Here is a 17,031-nt window from a genome sequence, read left to right on the forward strand (position 1 = left end):
CCGGTGGTCGCCGGGGGATGAAGGGAAGGTTTCGGCCGGGCGCCCTGGGCCGGCGGCCGTCAGAGCCTGACGCGGGCGGCGATCGGCAGGTGGTCGCTCTCCGTCGCCGGCAGGGCCCAGGAGGAGACGGGCTCGACGCCCTTCACCATGATCTGGTCGATCCGGGCCATCGGGAAGGACGCCGGCCAGCTGAAGCCGAAGCCGTCGCCCGCGGCGCCCTGGGTGGAGCGCAGCTGCGAGGTGACGGCGTTGAGTGCGCGGTCGTTCATGGTGCCGTTGAGGTCGCCGAGGAGGACGATCCGCTGGTGGGGGTCGTGGGAGATGGCCTCGCCGAGCGCGTTGGCGCTGGTGTCGCGCTGGTTGGCGGTGAAGCCGGCGTTCAGCTTGACCCGGACGGACGGCAGGTGGGCGACGTACACGGCCACCTCGCCCTTCGGGGTCACGACGGTGGCCCGCATGGCGCGGGTCCAGCCCATCCGGATGTCGACGGGCTGCGCGGCGCGCAGCGGCAGCTTGCTCCACAGTCCGACGGTGCCCTGCACGGAGTGGTACGGGTAGCTCTCCGCGAGGCCCCGCTCGTAGGTGTCGACCATGTCGCCCTTGAGCTCCTCCAGGGCGATCACGTCGGCGCCGGAGGCGGCCAGCTCGCGGGCGGTGCCCGCGGGGTCGGGGTTGTCGGCGTTCACGTTGTGGGTGGCGACGGTCAGGTCGCCGCCGTCGACCGACTTGTCGGCGACGAGGCCGCCGAAGAGGTTGAGCCACACCACGGTCGGCAGCAGCAGGGCGATCAGGGCGGTGGCGGAGCGGCGCACCAGGGCGAGGACCAGCAGCAGGGGCAGGAAGAGACCGAGCCAGGGCAGGAAGGTCTCGGTGAGGCTGCCGAGGTTGCCGATCTTGTTGGGCATCTCGGCGTGGAACACCATCAGGAGGGTGAGCGCCAGCGCCGCGAGGGCGAGCAGGATGCCGCGGCGCCAGATGCCCGGGTCGCGGCGGAGCCGGTCGAGGGCGGCCCTGAAACGGGACCCGGAGCGGTCGTTCCCCGCGCCGTCGAGTTCGGTCTCCGTCATGTCCACCCGCGCCATCGCACTGTCCTCACTGCTGCCTTGCCGTCTTGCGTGACCCGGTGTCGACACTAGGCGATCCCGGGTCCGTCGTACTCCCCCAGGGACGACGGAGGCGCGTGGCGGGTTCCTGCCGGTGGCGCGGGCGTCGACCCTGTGACAGAACGCGCACATTCGTACGGGTCGGTGCCGCTGTGCGACGGTCCGGTCTCAGACGCGGGGGCGCAGGCCCTCCATGACCGCGTCGACGACCCGTTCGGCCAGTCCGGGCTCCAGGGTGGCGCCGGGGCGGATCACGGTGCGCAGCAGCAGGGGGCCGGTGAGGAGGTCGTTGACGAACTCGACGTCGAGGTCGGCGCGGATCTCGCCCCGCTCCATGCCGCGGCGCACGGCGTCCAGGCCGATGCGGCGCCGCGGCTCGATCACGGTGTGGTGGTAGGCGTCCCAGAGCTTGGGGTAGCCCTGCATCTGCGCGAAGACGTGGTGGAGCACCGCCGAGCTGCGCTTGGCGAGACCGCGCCGGCGCAGCGACTCCAGGAGGGCGACGAGGTCGTCCCGGACCGAGGTGCCGGGGAGCACCGGGTCGGGGGGCTCCACCGAGCGCACCAGGTCGATCAGGAGCTCCTCCTTGCCGGCCCAGCGGCGGTAGATGGTCGCCTTGCCGACGCCGGCGGTGCGGGCGATCCGCTCGACGGACAGGTCCGCGAGCGGCACCCCCTCGGCGAGGAGGCCGGCGGCCGCGTCGAAGATCGCCTGCTCGACGGCCTCGCTCCGCGGCCGCCCCCGCCGGACGGGCTCGGCGGCGGATCCGGGCGGAGCGGGCGCGGCGGGGGTTCCCGCCGCGTCCGCCGCTCCGGCCTCCGGGCCCGTGCCGGGCCCCCCGTCGGCGCCGGGGCGCGGGCGCCCGGCGTCGTGGGGGTCCGGGGTTCCGCCGTCCTGCAGCGACACGTGCTCCGCCTCTCGTCCGGGTGCTGCCACCTGGCTATCGTCGGGCCGATTCTCCCGCCTCGCCGCCGGTCGCGGGGACCGCGGTCCGGGGGGCGCCGTCGGCCGGCCCCTCGCCGGGGGCGGCCGGGGTGCGGCCGGGGAGGAAGGCGGCGACGACGGCCGCGCCGGCCACGGCGATCGCCGCGGAGGCGACGGCGGTGACGTGCATGGCACCGAGGAAGGCGTCGTACGCGGGGGCGACGAGGTCCCGGCCCGCCGGGCCGAGCTTCTCGGCGACGGCGAGGGTGGCCTCGACGGACTCGCCCGCCGTGGCGCGCAGGGCGGCCGGGACGGCGCCGAGGTGGCCCTCGATCTCGCCGCGGTAGGTGGAGGAGAGCACCGAGCCGAGGACGGCCACCCCGAGGGCGCCGCCGACCTGGCGGAAGGTGTTGTTGATCGCCGAGCCGGAGCCGGCCTTCTCGCGGGGCAGCGTCTGCATGATCGCGACGGTGACCGGCGGCATGATGTGGGCCATGCCGGCGCCCTGGAGGAAGAACACGACCTCCAGGACCCACACCGGCGTCGAGGCGTCGAAGAGGGCGAAGGCGGCGAGGCCGAGGGCGACGAGGAGCATGCCCGCGGTGCAGACGGCCTTGGCGCCGAAGCGGTCGACGACGAGCCGGGCCCGGGGCGAGAAGACCATCTGCGCGACGGCGAGCGGCAGGATGAGCAGTCCGGACTGCAGGGCGCTGTAGCCGCGGACGCTCTGCAGGTAGAAGGCGGAGAAGAAGGTCACGCCCATGAGCGCGAAGAAGACGAGCGCGATCGCGGCGACGGCGGCGGCGAAGGCGGGCTTCTTGAAGTAGGTCATGTCGATGGCCGGGTGGTCGCTGCGCCGCTCGTGGAGCACGAAGCCGACGAGGACCGCGAGGCCGCCGAGGACGGGGGCGAGGACGGTGACGTCGGTGAAGTCGGCCAGTTCGCCGCCGCGGATGATCCCGTACACGAGGAGGACGAGGCCGACGACGGAGAGCAGCACGCCGGGGACGTCGACGCGGCCGGGGCGGGGGTCCCGCGAGTCGGGCACGAGCCAGGTCATCAGGGCGAGGGCGAGGATCACCACCGGCACGTTGACGAGGAAGATCGATCCCCACCAGAAGTGTTCGAGCAGGATGCCGCCAGTGATGGGGCCTATCGCGATGGCGAGGCCGACGCTGCCGGCCCAGATGCCGATGGCCTTGGGCTGCTCGTCGCGCTCGAAGACGTTCATGAGGACGGCGAGGGTGGCGGGCATGACGAACGCGGCGCCGAGGCCCATCACGGCCCGGTAGGCGATGAGCTCGCCCGGGGTGGCGGAGAAGGCGGCGAGGGCGGAGCCGATGCCGAAGACGGTGATGCCGAAGAGGAGCACCTTCTTGCGGCCGAGCCGGTCGCCGAGCAGTCCGGAGGTGAAGAGGAGTCCGGCGAAGACGAGCGTGTAGGAGTTGATCGACCACTCCAGCTCGCTCTGGGTGGCGCCGATGCCGGTGGGCGCGGGGGCGGCGATCGTCCTGACCGCCACGTTCAGGATCGAGTTGTCCAGGACGACGATCAGCAGGCTGAGCATGAGGACGCCGAGGACGGCCCAGCGGCGCCGGTGGACGGCTTCGGGCACGCGGGGCGGGGCGGGGGCGACGGACTGCGGTGACATACGGACCACCGTAGGGCCATTTTCGATACGAGACCGTCTCGTATCGAAAACCTGACCGAGGCTTTACGTTGCCGGGGTGTGAACAGCGCCACTCCGGCCCACTTCCCCGCCCGCCCGGCGAAGTGCCACCATGGATGTGGTCCGGGGACGCCGTGAGGGCGCCTCGAGATGACACAACAAGGAGCCGTTCACCATGACGCTTCAGGCTGCCCAGACGTCCGCCGACAGCAGCAAGGCGCTGTACGGCGGCAAGGGCACTCGCCGCATCACCGTCCACGACATCGCCGCCGCCAAGGTCCGCGGCGAGAAGTGGCCCATGCTCACCGCCTACGACGCGATGACCGCCTCCGTCTTCGACGAGGCCGGCATCCCGGTGATCCTCGTCGGCGACTCGATGGGCAACTGCCACCTCGGCTACGACACCACCGTGCCCGTCACGATGGACGAGATGACGTTCCTGTCCGCCGCCGTCGTCCGGGGCACCCGGCGCGCCCTCGTCGTCGGCGACCTCCCCTTCGGCTCGTACCAGGAAGGGCCCGTCCAGGCCCTGCGCAACGCCACCCGGCTGGTCAAGGACGCGGGCGTCCACGCGGTGAAGCTGGAGGGCGGCGAGCGCTCGCTGCCGCAGACCGAGCTGCTCGTCCAGGCCGGCATCCCCGTCATGTCCCACCTGGGCCTCACGCCGCAGTCCGTGAACACCATGGGCTACCGGGTGCAGGGCCGCAGCGACGAGGCCGCCCACCGGCTGCTCGGCGACGCCAAGGCGGCACAGGACGCGGGCGCCTTCGCCGTCGTCCTGGAGCTCGTCCCGGCCGAGCTGGCCGCCGAGGTCACCCGCTCCCTGCACATCCCGACCGTCGGCATCGGCGCCGGCGCCGCCACCGACGCCCAGGTGCTCGTCTGGACCGACATGGCCGGCCTGACCGGCGGCAAGGTCCCGCGCTTCACCAAGCAGTACGCGAACCTCCGCGAGACGCTCGGCGACGCCGCCCGCGCCTTCGCCGAGGACGTCTCCGGCGGGGCGTTCCCCGCCGAGGAACACACGTTCCACTAGCCCCGCCCCGGTCCGTCCGGCCCGGAAAGCCCCAGGGCCGGACGAACCGGCACAAGCCACTGCGGCACCACCTACAGCCCGCCGACATCCCCCATCGGCGGGCTGTAGGCCGCCTGTAGGGGAATTGTCGGTGGCCCCTGGTCTAGTAGCGACCATGACGCGATCACACACCAACGCCGTCGAGGTCCGGGGCCTCGTGAAGCACTTCGGCGAGACGAAGGCCCTCGACGGGGTCGACCTCGACGTACGGGAGGGCACGGTCCTCGGGGTCCTCGGCCCCAACGGCGCCGGGAAGACCACCCTCGTCCGCTGTCTCTCCACCCTCCTCGCCCCGGACGCCGGGACCGCCGTCGTCGCCGGCTTCGACGTGGTGAAGCAGCCCCGGCAGCTCCGCCGCACCATCGGCCTCACCGGCCAGTACGCCTCGGTCGACGAGAAGCTGTCCGGGTTCGAGAACCTCTACATGATCGGGCGCCTGCTCGACCTGTCCCGCAAGGACGCCCGGAGCCGCGCCGACGAGCTCCTGGAGCGCTTCTCCCTCACCGAGGCCGCCAAGCGGGCCGCGATGACCTACTCCGGCGGCATGCGGCGCAGGCTCGACCTCGCCGCCTCGATGATCGGCAAGCCCGCCGTCCTCTACCTGGACGAGCCGACGACCGGTCTCGACCCGCGCACCCGCAACGAGGTCTGGGACGAGGTCCAGCGGATGGTCTCCGAGGGCGTCACCGTCCTCCTCACCACCCAGTACATGGAGGAGGCGGAGCAGCTCGCGAACGAGCTGACCGTCATCGACCGCGGCCACGTCATCGCCAACGGCAAGGTCGACGAGCTGAAGGCCAAGGTCGGCGGCCGCACCCTGAAGATCCGCGCCGTGGACCCGGCCGACCTGCCGGCCATGGCGTCGGCGCTGCGCGAGACCGGGCTGGACGGTGTCGCCGGCTCGACCGTCGTGCCCGACGAGGGCGCGCTGTACGTGCCGATCCTCACCGACCAGCAGCTGACCGCCGTCGTCGGCCTGCTCGGCGCGCGCGGCTTCGGCATCGCCCACATCGGCACCCACCTGCCCAGCCTGGACGAGGTGTTCCTCGCGATCACCGGCCAGAAGTCGACCGCGTCCGACGCGCTTCCCGAGGAGGTCGCCGCATGAGCGCCACCACGACCACCACCCAGCTGTCCAAGTCCCCCGCCGACGAGGCCCCGGGTCCCGACCGGTCCCCGGCACGTCCGGCCGGCGGCGAGGGCCGGATCGGCGTGCGGGCCAACATCCGCCACATCGGCGCGCTGGCCCGCCGCAACGCCCTCCAGATCAAGCAGGACCCGGAGTCGATGTTCGACGCGGTCCTGATGCCGATCATCTTCATCCTGCTCTTCGTCTACGTCTTCGGCGGCGCGATCGCGGGCAAGGGCAACAACGACGCGTACGTCAACTACGTGACCCCCGGCCTGATGGCGATGATGGGCATGAACATCGCCATGGGCGTCGGGGTCGGCATCAACGACGACTTCAAGAAGGGGGTGATGGACCGGTTCCGGACGATGCCGATCGCCCGCTCCTCGGTCCTCATCGCCAAGATCGTCGTCGAGGTCGGCCGGATGATGATCGCCACCGCGATCCTGCTCGGCACGGGCTTCCTGCTCGGCCTGGAGATCAAGACCTCGTTCATCGAGCTGCTCGCCGCGATCGGCCTCGCGGTGGTCTTCGGCGCCTCGCTGATGTGGATCTTCATCCTGCTCGGCCTGACCATGAAGACGGCCCAGGCCGTCCAGGGCATGGCCATGCTCGTCCTGATGCCGCTCCAGTTCGGCTCCTCGATCTTCGCCCCGCCGACCTCGATGCCCGGCTGGCTGGAGACCTTCACCGACTACAACCCGCTGTCGAACCTCGCCGACGCGGCCCGCGGCCTCATCAACGGCGGTCCGATCGCCCACTCCGTGTGGATGACCCTCGGCTGGGCGCTGGCGATCACCGTCGTCACCGCGCCGCTCGCGGTCTCCAAGTTCCGCAAGAAGACCTGACCGGAGCGGGGGCTCAGGACTCGGCGCGCTCTCTGATCGCGTCGGCGGCGCGACCGAGCAGGGCGGCGGCCTCTCCCAGGGAGAGGCCGTCGCCTTCCGCGTGCGCCGCGGCGAACGCGTCCACGCCGAGCACGGCCCCGACGGCCTCCGTCGCCCGCTCCAGGTTCTGCCGCTCCAGCGGCGGCGCCAGATGCCCCGGCGGCACCAGTCGCTCCCGGGCACCGAGCAGCACCGCCCCGGTCCGCGCCGACGCACCGCCCAGCCCTCCCAGCGCCCAGGCCGCCGTGACCAGATGGACCGCCGGCATCTGCGGGGCGACCATCATCGACAGCGCACCGAGGGACCTCTCGTACGCCTCCGCCGCGTACTCCAGCGCGGACGCGTAGTCCCCGTCCAGGTTGTCCAGCCAGCCCAGGCTGCCGAGCGTGAAGCCCCCGAAGATGGAGAGCGTCTCGGAGTCGAACTCGCGCAGCAGGCGCTCGAGGTGCTCCCTCGCCTCGGCCGTCCGTCCGCTGCGGCCGAGTGCCAGCGCGAGGAACAGCCGTGCCCCGAGCAGGGGTTCGTGGCTCCAGGTGTGCCCGCCGTCCGCCAGGATCCCGCGCAGGATCGCCACCCCCTCGTCGAGCCGTCCCGTCTCCACGAGGATGTCCGCGTACCGGGCCCGCAGCAGCGCCATCTGCGACTGGGCGCCGATCCGCTCCGCGTAGCCGATGGCGGCCTCGAAGTCCTCGGCGGCCCCCTCGAACTCCAGCCGCCGCTCCCGGGCCTCGGCGCGGGAGGAGAGCGCCTCGGCCGCGCCCCAGGCGTCACCGAGGCGGACGAAGATCTCCAGGCTCTCCTCGGCGTCTGCGCCCGCCTCGTCGGCCCAGTCGGACCGGTTGGCGAACATGTTGGCGCGCATCTGGAGGGCGTTGGCCAACTCCCAGTCGTAGCCGTGACGGCGGCAGGCGTCGACGGTCGTGTCGAGGACTTCGCGCAGCCGGCCGGCTTCGCCGATGAGGAGGACGGCGAAGACGGCGAAGGAGCCGGGGAGCCGGCAGGTCTGGGGCAGCCCCGGCTCGTAGACGGCGGTCATCTCCCGGAGCCGGTGGACTCCGCTCGCGCTGGTCCAGCGCCCCGTCTCGTGGTCCATGTTCAGCAGTTCCACCAGCCGCACCCCGCGCCGCGCCTCCCAGCGCTGCTCCTCGGAGAGCGGCGGCGGCAGCGCGGTGCACGGCTCGTGCAGGGCGACGACGGGGGCGGCGGGCGGCGTGAACGGGTCGGGGCCGAGGGCGGCCGCGGCCCGCGCCCACTGCAGCGCGTCGACGCGCAGGTCGCGCATCTGCCAGTACCAGAGCAGCGAGTGGACGAGGACGAGCGCCTCGTCCTCGTCGCGGGCGGCGACGGCCCTGCGCAGCGCCGTGCGGAGGTTGCCGTACTCGGCCCCGAAGCGGGCGACGGCGCCGACCTGCCCGGCGCCCCGCAGCTCGGGGTCCAGACGGCGGGCCAGCTCGCGGTAGTACGTCAGGTGCCCGCGCTCGGTCGCCTCGCGCTCCCCCGCCTCGTCGAGCCGCTCCCCCGCGTACTCCGCGACGGTCTCCAGGAGCCGGTAGCGCATCCCCGCGTCGCCCGGCGCCGACACGACGAGCGACTTGTCGACCAGCGAGCCGAGCACGTCGAGGACGTCGGCATCGGCGTCGGGGTCGGCGCACACCGCTTCGGCCGCCTCCAGGTCGCTGCCGCCGGTGAACACCGACAGACGGCGCAGGACGGCCCGTTCGGGGGCGTCGAGGAGGTCCCAGGACCAGTCGACGACGGCGCGGAGGGTCTGCTGGCGCGGCAGGACGGTGCGGGCCCCGGAGGTCAGCAGCCGGAACCGGTCGTCGAGCCGGTCCGCGATCTGGCGCAGGGTCAGCATCCGCAGCCGGGCCGCGGCCAGCTCGATCGCCAGCGGCAGGCCGTCCAGCCGCCGCACGATCTCCGCCGCCGCCTCCGCGTCCTCCTCCGTCCGGAACCCCGGGCGGACGGCCGCGCCCCGCTCCCCGAAGAGCCGCAGCGCGGTCCGCGCGGGCAGCGGCCCGAGCGGGCGCAGCACCTCGCCCGGCACCCCGAGGGGCTCCCGGCTGGTCGCGAGGACCCGGAGGCCGGGGCAGCGGGCGAGGAGGGTCTCGGCCAGGGAAGCCGCGGCCGCCACCAGGTGCTCGCAGTTGTCGAGGAGCAGCAGCATCCGGCGGCCCGCGCAGTGCTCGACGAGCCGGGCGAGCGGGTCGTCGCCGGCCCGCAGCTCCTCGGCGCCGGCTCCGCGCAGGACGGTCTCGCGGGCGCCGACGGCCGCCAGGACGGCCTCGGGCACGGCCTCCGGGTCGCGTACGGCGGCGAGTTCGGCCACCCAGACGCCGTCCGGCCACGCCTCGGCCCCTCGCTCGGCGGCCTCCTGCGACAGCCGGGTCTTGCCGGCCCCGCCGGTGCCGAGGAGGGTGACGAGGCGGGCGCCCCGCAGGTCCTCCCGGAGCGCGGCGATCTCGTCGTCGCGTCCGACGAAGCTGGTCAGCCGGGCGCGGAGGTTGCCGGGGGTGCGCGGCCCCGCCGTGGCCCGGCCGGTCCCGGGCGGGGCGGGGGCGGGGGCGGGCTCCGGCGCCTGTTCCGGCGCGGGGGCCAGCAGTTCGGCGTGGAGCGCGCGCAGGGCCGGCGAGGGGTCGGTGCCGAGGCGGTTGGCGAGGGCGCGGCGGACCGACTCGTACGCGGCGAGCGCCTCGGCGGCCCGGCCGGTGTCCCGCAGGGCCCGGATCCGCAGGGCCTGGAGGGGTTCGTCCAGCGGGTGGGCCGCGCACAGCGAGGTCAGCTCGGGCAGGGCGGCGGGCGCCTTGCCGAGGGCGAGGGCGGCGTCGAGCCGGGCGCGGCGGGCGTCGAGCCGGCGGGCCTCCCAGCGGACGGCCTCCGCGTCCCGGTCGGGGAGGTCGGCGAGGGCGGGCCCGCGCCAGAGCGCGAGGGCGTCGTCGAGGACGGCGGCGGCGCGGACCGGATCGCCGGCGCCGAGCGCGGCGACCCCCTCGGCGGCGAGGCGCTCGAAGCACCGGGCGTCGACGTCCTCGGGGCGGGCGTCGAGCCGGTAGCCGCCGTCGGCGGAGACCACCCGGTCGCGGCCGACGGCCTTGCGCAGCCGTCCGACGAGGGCCTGGAGCGCGGCGACGGCGTCGACGGGCGGCTCGTCGCCGTGCCACACCTCGTCGACGAGGTCGGGCACGGGCACGGTCCGGCCGGCCCGCAGGGCGAGCACGGTCAGCAGCGCGCGGACCCGCGGGCCGCCGACGGTGACGTCGGTGCCGTCGGGCGCGTGGGCGAGGGTCGGGCCGAGCACGGAGTAGCGCACGGGTCCCATTCTCCGTGAGACGGTGCCCGGCGCAGGAACTCGCCCCGTCCCCCGGTACGTTTCCCCCGCACCAGTCCTCCGTCCCTGGGAGTTCCCGCGATGACCACGGCCACCACCCGGCGCCACGAACGGCGGATCAGCCCCGTCTTCCTGGCGATCCTCGCCGTCATGGCCGTCACCGGCTGGGCGGTGTGGACGGACTTCGCCGCCTCGACCGGCCTGGCGGTCTTCCTGTTCGTGACGTCGGCGTGGGTGGTGTCGCTCTGCCTGCACGAGTACGCGCACGCCAGGACGGCGCTGCACGGCGGGGACATCACGGTCGGCGCGAAGGGCTATCTGACCCTGAACCCGCTCGCCTACACGCACGCGGTGCTGAGCGTCGTCCTGCCGGTGCTGTTCGTGATCATGGGCGGGATCGGCCTGCCGGGCGGCGCGGTCTTCATCGAGCAGGGCCGGATCAAGGGCCGCTGGAAGCACAGCCTGATCTCGGCGGCGGGCCCGCTGGCGAACGTCCTGTTCGCGCTGGTCTGCACGGCGCCCTTCTGGCTGGGCGCCCTGGACGGCGTGCCGGTGGCCTTCCGGTACGCGCTGGCCTTCCTGGCGTTCCTCCAGGTCACGGCCGCGCTCCTGAACCTCCTGCCGGTGCCGGGGCTCGACGGGTACGGCGTGGTGGAGCCCTGGCTCTCGTACAAGGTGAAGCGGCAGATCGAGCCCTACGCGCCGTACGGCTTCTTCGTCGTGATCGCGCTGCTGTTCGTGCCGTCGATCAACGACGCCTTCTTCGACGCCATCGACGCGCTGATGCGGTCGCTCGGGGTGCCGGAGCTGAGCCGCTACTGCGGTTCGCAGCTGTTCCGCTTCTGGGAGGAGACCCCGGAGTTCTGCGGGGTCTAGGCGTCAGGCAGCGGGGCGCGGGCGTCAGGCGTCGGCGGCGGGCGCGGCGGCCTTCTCGGCGCGGGCGCGGCGGATGTAGTACCAGGCCATGTTCGAGGAGAGGCCCGCGAGGAGGACCCAGACCACGCCCAGGAAGTTGCCCTGGACGAAGGAGACGACGGCCGCGGCGACGGCCAGGGCGCAGACCACGAGGGCGTAGAGGGCGAGGCGGGGCATGGGGGACGGCTCCTGTCCGGGTACGGCCGATGTGCCCGTCCAGTGTCCCCCATGCCCGGATGCGTCCGGTCTCCGGCTCCGTCGCCCGGCCGGGGGGCGGCTCAGACGTCGGTGACCCGCAGCCCCGCGTGGGCCTTGTAGCGGCGGTTGACCGAGATCAGGTTGGCGACGAGCGACTCGACCTGGTGGGCGTTGCGCAGCCGGCCGGCGAAGACGCCGCGCATGCCGGGGATGCGGCCGGCGAGGGCCTGGACGAGCTCGACGTCGGCGCGCTCCTCGCCGAGGACCATCACGTCCGTGTCGATCTCCTCCAGGGCGGTGTCCTGGAGGAGGACGGCGGAGAGGTGGTGGAAGGCGGCGGTGACCCGGGACTCCGGGAGCAGCGCGGCGGCCTGCTCGGCGGCGGAGCCCTCCTCGGGCTTGAGGGCGTAGGCGCCCTTCTTGTCGAAGCCGAGCGGGTTGACGCAGTCGACGACGAGCTTGCCCGCGAGCTCCGTCCGCAGGGACTCCAGGGTCTTGGCGTGGCCGTCCCACGGCACGGCGACGATCACGATGTCGCTGCGGCGGGCGACCTCCGCGTTGTCGGCGCCCTCGACGCCGTGGCCGATCCCCGCGGCCACGTCCTGCGCCCGCTCGGCGGCCCGGGAGCCGATGACGACCCGCTGCCCGGCCTTGGCGAGCCGGTAGGCGAGGCCGCGGCCCTGGTCGCCGGTGCCGCCGAGCACGCCGACGACGAGGCCGGACACGTCGGGGAGGTCCCACGGGTCCTTGGGTGCGGCCTTCGGGGCGGCGGCGGGGTCCTGGGGTGCGCTGGTGGAAGTCATGGCCCCGACATTACCGACCGGTCGGGCCGGGAGGCTCCCGTACGGGTGGAACCCGGGCAACCGGCCACGCGGTGGGCGCGGCCGGGGCAGGATGCGGGGCATGGATGCCGTACGGGTCGCGTTGCTGCGGGAAGTGCTCGCCGGGACGGAGTGGCCGGCGGCGGCCCGCCGGTTCGCGGGGGCGCTGCGGTCCTCGGTCGTGCCGCACCGGGGCGGCCTGCTGCTGGTGGGCACCGCGGCGTACGAGCCCTGGCACCTGGCGGCCCACCTCGTCGACGAGGCCGCCTGGTCGGGGCTGGCCGAGCTGGCGCCGACGCTGGTGCGGCACCGGGTGCGGCCGGGCGATCCGGCGCACCTCGCGGTCGGCCTCGGGCGCCTGGAGGCGGCGGGGCGCGGGGCGACGCTGCTGATGGTGGCGCCGGAGCGGCCGGACCCGGGGCTGCTCCAGCGGGTGCACGACGCCCGGCGCGCGGGGGCGACGGTGTTCTCGCTCGACGGCGGCGACCCGGAGGTCCGGGGGCTGGCCCACGAGACGCTGGCGGTGACGGAGGGGGCGGGGGTGGACCTGGACACGGTCCAGCACCTGGTGAGCGCGGCGGCCGGGGAGAACAGCCTGCCGTCCCCGCGCGGGAGCCGTCGCCTCCGCGACCGGCTCTCGGGGCTCGCGGACCGGCTGACGGCCCCGCCGCCGGCCCGCTGGTGAGGCCGGTCGTTCCCTGTCGGACCGGCGGCGCGGCCGGTCGGCGGTGACGCGGGGCCGGCCTCCCGCCGACGGCTCGGGGCGCCCGACCGCTCCGTAATCCGGTTGCCTCGGGCACCTCGTCGACGGAACATGTCCCCTCGTGTCCTCCCCCCTCCTTTCCAGGCTCTCCGACCTGCTGCCCGACACGGCGCCGTGGCGGTCGTCCCGCGACTTCCGGCTCCTGTGGGTGCAGGGGCTCGTCACGTACTTCAGCAGCGCGATGGCGATGATCGCCCTGCCGCTGCAGATCAAGGAGCTGACGGGCTCGCCGCTGGCGGTCGGCGCGATGGGCGCGGTCGAGCTGGTGCCGCTGGTGGTGTTCGGCCTGTACGGCGGGGCGCTCGCGGACGCGGTGGACCGGCGGAAGGTGATCCTGGGGACGGAGGCGGGGCTCGGGCTGCTGGCCGGACTGCTGCTGCTCAACGCGCTGCTGCCGGAGCCGATGCTGTGGCCGCTGTACGTGGTGGCGGCCGGTGTCTCCGCGCTCGCGGGGCTCCAGCGCCCGGCGCTGGACTCGCTGCTCGCCCGGATCGTGCCGCACGAGCAGCAGACGGCGGCGGCCGCGCTGAACTCGCTGCGCTGGCAGATGGGCTCGATCGCGGGTCCGGCGATCGCGGGCCTCGTCGTCGCGTGGGCGGGCCACGCGCCCGCGTACGGGGTGACGATCGCCGGCTTCGCGGTCTCGGTGCTGATGTGCGTCCGGCTCTCCCCGGCACCGGCCGCGCAGGACGCGGAGAAGCCCTCGCTGCGGGGCATCGCCGAGGGAGCCCGGTACGCCTGGTCGAGGCCGGTGCTGCTGGGCACGTACGCGGTCGACCTGGCGGCGATGTTCTTCGCCTTCCCGAACACGATCTTCCCGTTCCTCGCGGACGAACTGGACGCCGACTGGTCGCTCGGCCTGATGTACGCGGCGGGCTCGGTCGGCTCGCTGGTCCTCGGGCTGACGAGCGGCTGGACCTCGAAGGTGCGGCGGCACGGGCTGCTCGTGGTCGGGGGCGCGGCCGGCTGGGGCCTGGCGATCGCGGCGGCGGGCTGGTTCGGGAACGTCTGGCTGGTGCTGCTCTGCCTGGCCTTCGCGGGCGCGGGCGACATGCTGAGCGGGCTCGGCCGGGCGACCATCTGGAACCAGACGATCCCGGAGGAGCTGCGCGGCCGGCTCGCCGGCATCGAGGTGCTGTCCTACAGCGTCGGCCCCCAGCTAGGCCAGGTCCGGGCGGGTCTGATGGCCGGCTGGACCGGCACCCGCGCGGCGGTCTGGTCGGGCGGCGTGGCCTGCGTCGCCTCGGTCGGACTGCTCTGTCTGGCCCTGCCGAAGCTCCTCACGTACGACTCCGCCACCGACGAGGACTCCCTGCGCCGCAAGGCCCAGCAGGAGGAGGCCCGGCGGGCCGCGGACGGACCGTGCGAGGACGGCCGGCGGGAGGCCGCCGGAGCCGCCTGAGCGGCCCCGGCGTGCCCCGGTCGTGCGCCGGCCGCGCCCCGGGCGGGGGCGCGCCCCTCAGTCGCCCGGGGTGTCGTTCTTCCCCGGGCCGTCGTGCCAGCGCGGGTCGGTCTCCCACTCCAGGTTCCGCTCGCGGGCGGACTCCATGGCGTGGGCGGCCTCCTCACGGCTGGCGTACGGGCCGAACCGGTTCTTCGCGGGGCACTCGGGGCCCTCCTCGACCTTCTTGTGCTCCAGGCAGTAGTACCACTCGCCCGGTTTGCCCACCGTGCGCTTCTTGAACAGGGCCATCGTCGTCGGCTCCTTCCTCCGAGACCATGCTGCCCCACACCCGGTCGTTAGACTCGCTGGCATGTCTGGCCAGTCGCTTCTCGTACCGGGGGAGCTCTCCCCCCACCGTTCCGTTCCGGGCTCCATCCGCCGCCCCGAGTACGTCGGGAAGCCCGCACCGGCTCCGTACACCGGACCCGAGGTGCAGGATTCCGACACCATCGAACGGATGCGGATCGCCGGCCGCATCGCCGCCCGGGCGATGGAGGAGGCCGCCAAGCACATCGCCCCGGGCGTCACCACCGACGAGCTCGACCGGGTCGCGCACGAGTACATGTGCGACCACGGCGCCTACCCCTCGACCCTCGGCTACCGCGGCTTCCCGAAGTCGCTCTGCGCGTCGATCAACGAGGTCATCTGCCACGGCATCCCGGACTCCACGGTGCTGCGGGACGGCGACATCGTGAACCTGGACGTCACGGCGTTCATCGACGGCGTCCACGGCGACAACAACGCGACCTACCTCTGCGGCGACGTCGACGAGGAGTCGAGGCTCCTCGTCGAGCGGACCCGCGAGTCCCTGAACCGGGCGATCAAGGCCGTGCGGCCGGGACGTCAGATCAACATCATCGGACGGGTGATCGAGTCCTACGCCAAGCGCTTCGGCTACGGCGTCGTCCGCGACTTCACCGGTCACGGCATCAACTCGTCGTTCCACTCCGGCCTGATCGTCCCGCACTACGACTCCCCCCACCACACCACCGAGATCAAGACCGGCATGACCTTCACCATCGAGCCGATGCTCACGCTCGGCACCCACGACTACGACATGTGGGACGACGGCTGGACCGTGGTGACCAAGGACCGCAAGCGGACCGCGCAGTTCGAGCACACCCTCGTCGTGACCGAGAACGGGGCCGAAATCCTTACGTTGCCCTGACCCCCCGACGGGGTAGCTTCTTTACCGACAGGACGTCGGGAACCAGTTGACTTAGGCAAGCCTAACTTGGCAGGATCGTCACTGGTTCCCGTCCCATCGGTCCCGGAGGCACGCCTTGGACACGCCCTTCTCCACGTTGATCCGTACGGCTTCGCACGAGCAGCACACGGAGGCGGAGACGTCGTCCTTCATGGGCGACCTGCTGGGCGGACGGCTGGGCGTCGACGCCTACGCGCGCTACACGGAGCAGCTCTGGTTCGTGTACCAGGCCCTGGAGGCGGGAGCCGAGGCGCTGCGCGAGGACCCGGTCGCCGGGCCCTTCATACAGCCCGAGCTCTTCCGCACGGCCGCCCTGGAGCAGGACCTCGCCCACCTGCGGGGCGCGGAGTGGCGCGCCGGCGTCTCCCCGCTCCCCGCCACCGTCGCGTACGCCGAGCGGGTCGCCGAGTGCGCCCGCGACTGGCCCGCCGGTTACGTGGCCCACCACTACACGCGCTACCTGGGCGACCTGTCGGGCGGTCAGATCATCCGCGACAAGGCGGAGCGCACCTGGGGATTCGACCGCAAGGGCGACGGCGTGCGGTTCTACGTCTTCGAGGAGATCGGCAACCCGGCCGCCTTCAAGCGGACCTACCGGGAGCTGCTGGACGGGGTGAACGCCGACGACCTGGAGAAGCAGCGGATCGTCGACGAGTGCAAGCGCGCCTTCGCCTTCAACAGCGCGGTCTTCCACCAGCTGGGCGGCGAGTTCCCGCTGAGCGCCTGACGCCCGCCTGCCTGCCTTCGGACCGCTCACCCGAACGGCCCGGAAGGACCGAAGGCCGAACCCATCCGAACGCGCCGGCGCCCTCGCGCCCGGCGCGTCCGGCGTTCCGTGTCCGGCCCTCGCGCCGTACCGTCCCCCGGGCCGTCGCTCAGAGGGTGAGCGTGCCCTCCAGACGGACCCGTCCGCCCAGCTCCACGATGCCGTCCGGGCCGGGCGCGGTCAGCAGCTGCGATCCCCGGCCCTGCGTGATGTTCAGGGCACGGCCCAGCTCGGCCGTGAGGAGCAGCGCGGCGGCGCCGGTCGCCTCGTCCTCGTCGATGCCGTCGCCGCGCCCCGGGAAGCCCCGCGCCCTGACCCGGCCGGCGGCCTCCTCCTCCCAGGCCCAGGCATAGATCCACTCGCCCGGCTCGGGCACGTCGAGCGCCTCCACCTCGGCGGCGGAGCCGTACTGGCGCAGCGTCCGGGGCAGCGCCCACTCGGCGCGCGCCTCGATCCAGGTGAACTCCCCGTCCCCGCGCACCCACACCTCGCCCGCCGGAGGGTGGACGACCTCCAGGTCGAGCAGCCAGGCGGCGCCGACGAGGGGGTGACCGGCGAAGGGCAGCCGGAGGCCGGGGGTGTAGATGTCGACGATCCCGCGCTCGGGGTCGTCCACGAACACCGTCTCGCTGAAGCCGAGTTCCTTGGCGAGCGCCTGCCGGGTGGACTCGTCGGGGTGCGTACGGGCGTCCCGTACGACTCCGAGCGCGTTGCCGTGCCGGCCGTCGCCCGCACAGAAGACCCGGAGGACGTCGATGTCAGTGGCCGTCGTGTTCATGCCGGAATTGAACCACCCGCGCGG

16 protein-coding genes are annotated in these 17,031 nt (G+C 73.6%); 8 read left to right on the forward strand and 8 right to left on the reverse strand.

The annotated features are described in order from the left end of the window. Positions 1-59: 59 nt before the first annotated feature. The 3 genes from AB0424_RS05820 to AB0424_RS05830 form a co-directional block, all read right to left on the reverse strand. Positions 60-1,082 carry an endonuclease/exonuclease/phosphatase family protein gene (locus AB0424_RS05820; protein ID WP_366302508.1) on the reverse strand — a complete coding sequence of 341 codons (1,023 nt, stop codon included), beginning with the start codon at positions 1,080-1,082 and terminating at the stop codon, positions 60-62. Positions 1,083-1,271: 189 nt separating this feature from the next. Beyond that, positions 1,272-2,039, reverse strand: a complete 768-nt coding sequence (locus AB0424_RS05825; RefSeq protein WP_366302509.1) for a TetR/AcrR family transcriptional regulator — start codon at positions 2,037-2,039, stop codon at positions 1,272-1,274. A gap of 4 nt (positions 2,040-2,043) precedes the next feature. Beyond that, positions 2,044-3,678: an MFS transporter gene (locus tag AB0424_RS05830; protein WP_366302510.1), complete on the reverse strand. Its 1,635-nt coding sequence runs from the start codon at positions 3,676-3,678 to the stop codon at positions 2,044-2,046. 193 nt (positions 3,679-3,871) lie between these two features. Here AB0424_RS05830 and panB point away from each other — a divergent pair, with 193 nt between their 5' ends. From panB to AB0424_RS05845, 3 genes are all read left to right on the forward strand, one after another. Beyond that, a complete protein-coding gene (gene panB / locus AB0424_RS05835) occupies positions 3,872-4,732 on the forward strand; it encodes a 3-methyl-2-oxobutanoate hydroxymethyltransferase (protein ID WP_366302511.1) in 861 nt (286 codons plus the stop codon). A 154-nt stretch (positions 4,733-4,886) separates the two neighbouring features. Then, positions 4,887-5,879 carry an ATP-binding cassette domain-containing protein gene (locus tag AB0424_RS05840; RefSeq protein ID WP_366302512.1) on the forward strand — a complete coding sequence of 331 codons (993 nt, stop codon included), beginning with the start codon at positions 4,887-4,889 and terminating at the stop codon, positions 5,877-5,879. Next, complete coding sequence (locus AB0424_RS05845) at positions 5,876-6,748, forward strand: ABC transporter permease (protein ID WP_366302513.1); 873 nt, start codon at positions 5,876-5,878, stop codon at positions 6,746-6,748. The genes AB0424_RS05840 and AB0424_RS05845 overlap by 4 nt, the downstream gene beginning before the upstream one ends. 13 nt (positions 6,749-6,761) lie before the next feature. Here AB0424_RS05845 and AB0424_RS05850 read toward each other — a convergent pair whose 3' ends face one another. After that, positions 6,762-10,097: a BTAD domain-containing putative transcriptional regulator gene (locus AB0424_RS05850; RefSeq protein WP_366302514.1), complete on the reverse strand. Its 3,336-nt coding sequence runs from the start codon at positions 10,095-10,097 to the stop codon at positions 6,762-6,764. A gap of 99 nt (positions 10,098-10,196) precedes the next feature. Between AB0424_RS05850 and AB0424_RS05855 the strand changes: the two genes are divergently transcribed. Beyond that, a complete protein-coding gene (locus tag AB0424_RS05855; protein WP_366302515.1) occupies positions 10,197-10,991 on the forward strand; it encodes a site-2 protease family protein in 795 nt (264 codons plus the stop codon). Positions 10,992-11,015: 24 nt separating this feature from the next. Here the strand turns inward: AB0424_RS05855 and AB0424_RS05860 are convergent, their stop codons facing one another. After that, positions 11,016-11,207, reverse strand: coding sequence for a hypothetical protein (locus tag AB0424_RS05860; RefSeq protein ID WP_366302516.1), 192 nt, complete (start codon positions 11,205-11,207; stop codon positions 11,016-11,018). 101 nt (positions 11,208-11,308) lie between these two features. Beyond that, positions 11,309-12,031 carry an NADPH-dependent F420 reductase gene (npdG, locus tag AB0424_RS05865; RefSeq protein ID WP_366302517.1) on the reverse strand — a complete coding sequence of 241 codons (723 nt, stop codon included), beginning with the start codon at positions 12,029-12,031 and terminating at the stop codon, positions 11,309-11,311. A gap of 100 nt (positions 12,032-12,131) precedes the next feature. Here npdG and AB0424_RS05870 point away from each other — a divergent pair, with 100 nt between their 5' ends. Together AB0424_RS05870 and AB0424_RS05875 are read left to right on the forward strand one after the other, a co-directional pair. Continuing rightward, entirely contained in the window at positions 12,132-12,734 is a 603-nt protein-coding gene (locus AB0424_RS05870) for a hypothetical protein (RefSeq protein WP_366302518.1), read from the forward strand. Between the two features lie 139 nt (positions 12,735-12,873). After that, positions 12,874-14,214, forward strand: a complete 1,341-nt coding sequence (locus AB0424_RS05875; protein WP_366302519.1) for an MFS transporter — start codon at positions 12,874-12,876, stop codon at positions 14,212-14,214. Between the two features lie 57 nt (positions 14,215-14,271). Here the strand turns inward: AB0424_RS05875 and AB0424_RS05880 are convergent, their stop codons facing one another. Then, positions 14,272-14,505, reverse strand: coding sequence for a hypothetical protein (locus tag AB0424_RS05880; protein WP_366302520.1), 234 nt, complete (start codon positions 14,503-14,505; stop codon positions 14,272-14,274). A gap of 61 nt (positions 14,506-14,566) precedes the next feature. Here AB0424_RS05880 and map point away from each other — a divergent pair, with 61 nt between their 5' ends. After that, positions 14,567-15,424, forward strand: a complete 858-nt coding sequence (gene map / locus AB0424_RS05885; protein ID WP_366302521.1) for a type I methionyl aminopeptidase — start codon at positions 14,567-14,569, stop codon at positions 15,422-15,424. A gap of 115 nt (positions 15,425-15,539) precedes the next feature. Next, positions 15,540-16,190: a biliverdin-producing heme oxygenase gene (locus AB0424_RS05890; protein ID WP_366302522.1), complete on the forward strand. Its 651-nt coding sequence runs from the start codon at positions 15,540-15,542 to the stop codon at positions 16,188-16,190. 148 nt (positions 16,191-16,338) lie between these two features. Here the strand turns inward: AB0424_RS05890 and AB0424_RS05895 are convergent, their stop codons facing one another. Further along, entirely contained in the window at positions 16,339-17,007 is a 669-nt protein-coding gene (locus AB0424_RS05895) for a PhzF family phenazine biosynthesis protein (protein WP_366302523.1), read from the reverse strand. Positions 17,008-17,031: the final 24 nt, after the last annotated feature.

This window comes from Streptomyces sp. NPDC051180, from assembly GCF_040689545.1.
GTDB lineage: Bacteria > Actinomycetota > Actinomycetes > Streptomycetales > Streptomycetaceae > Streptomyces.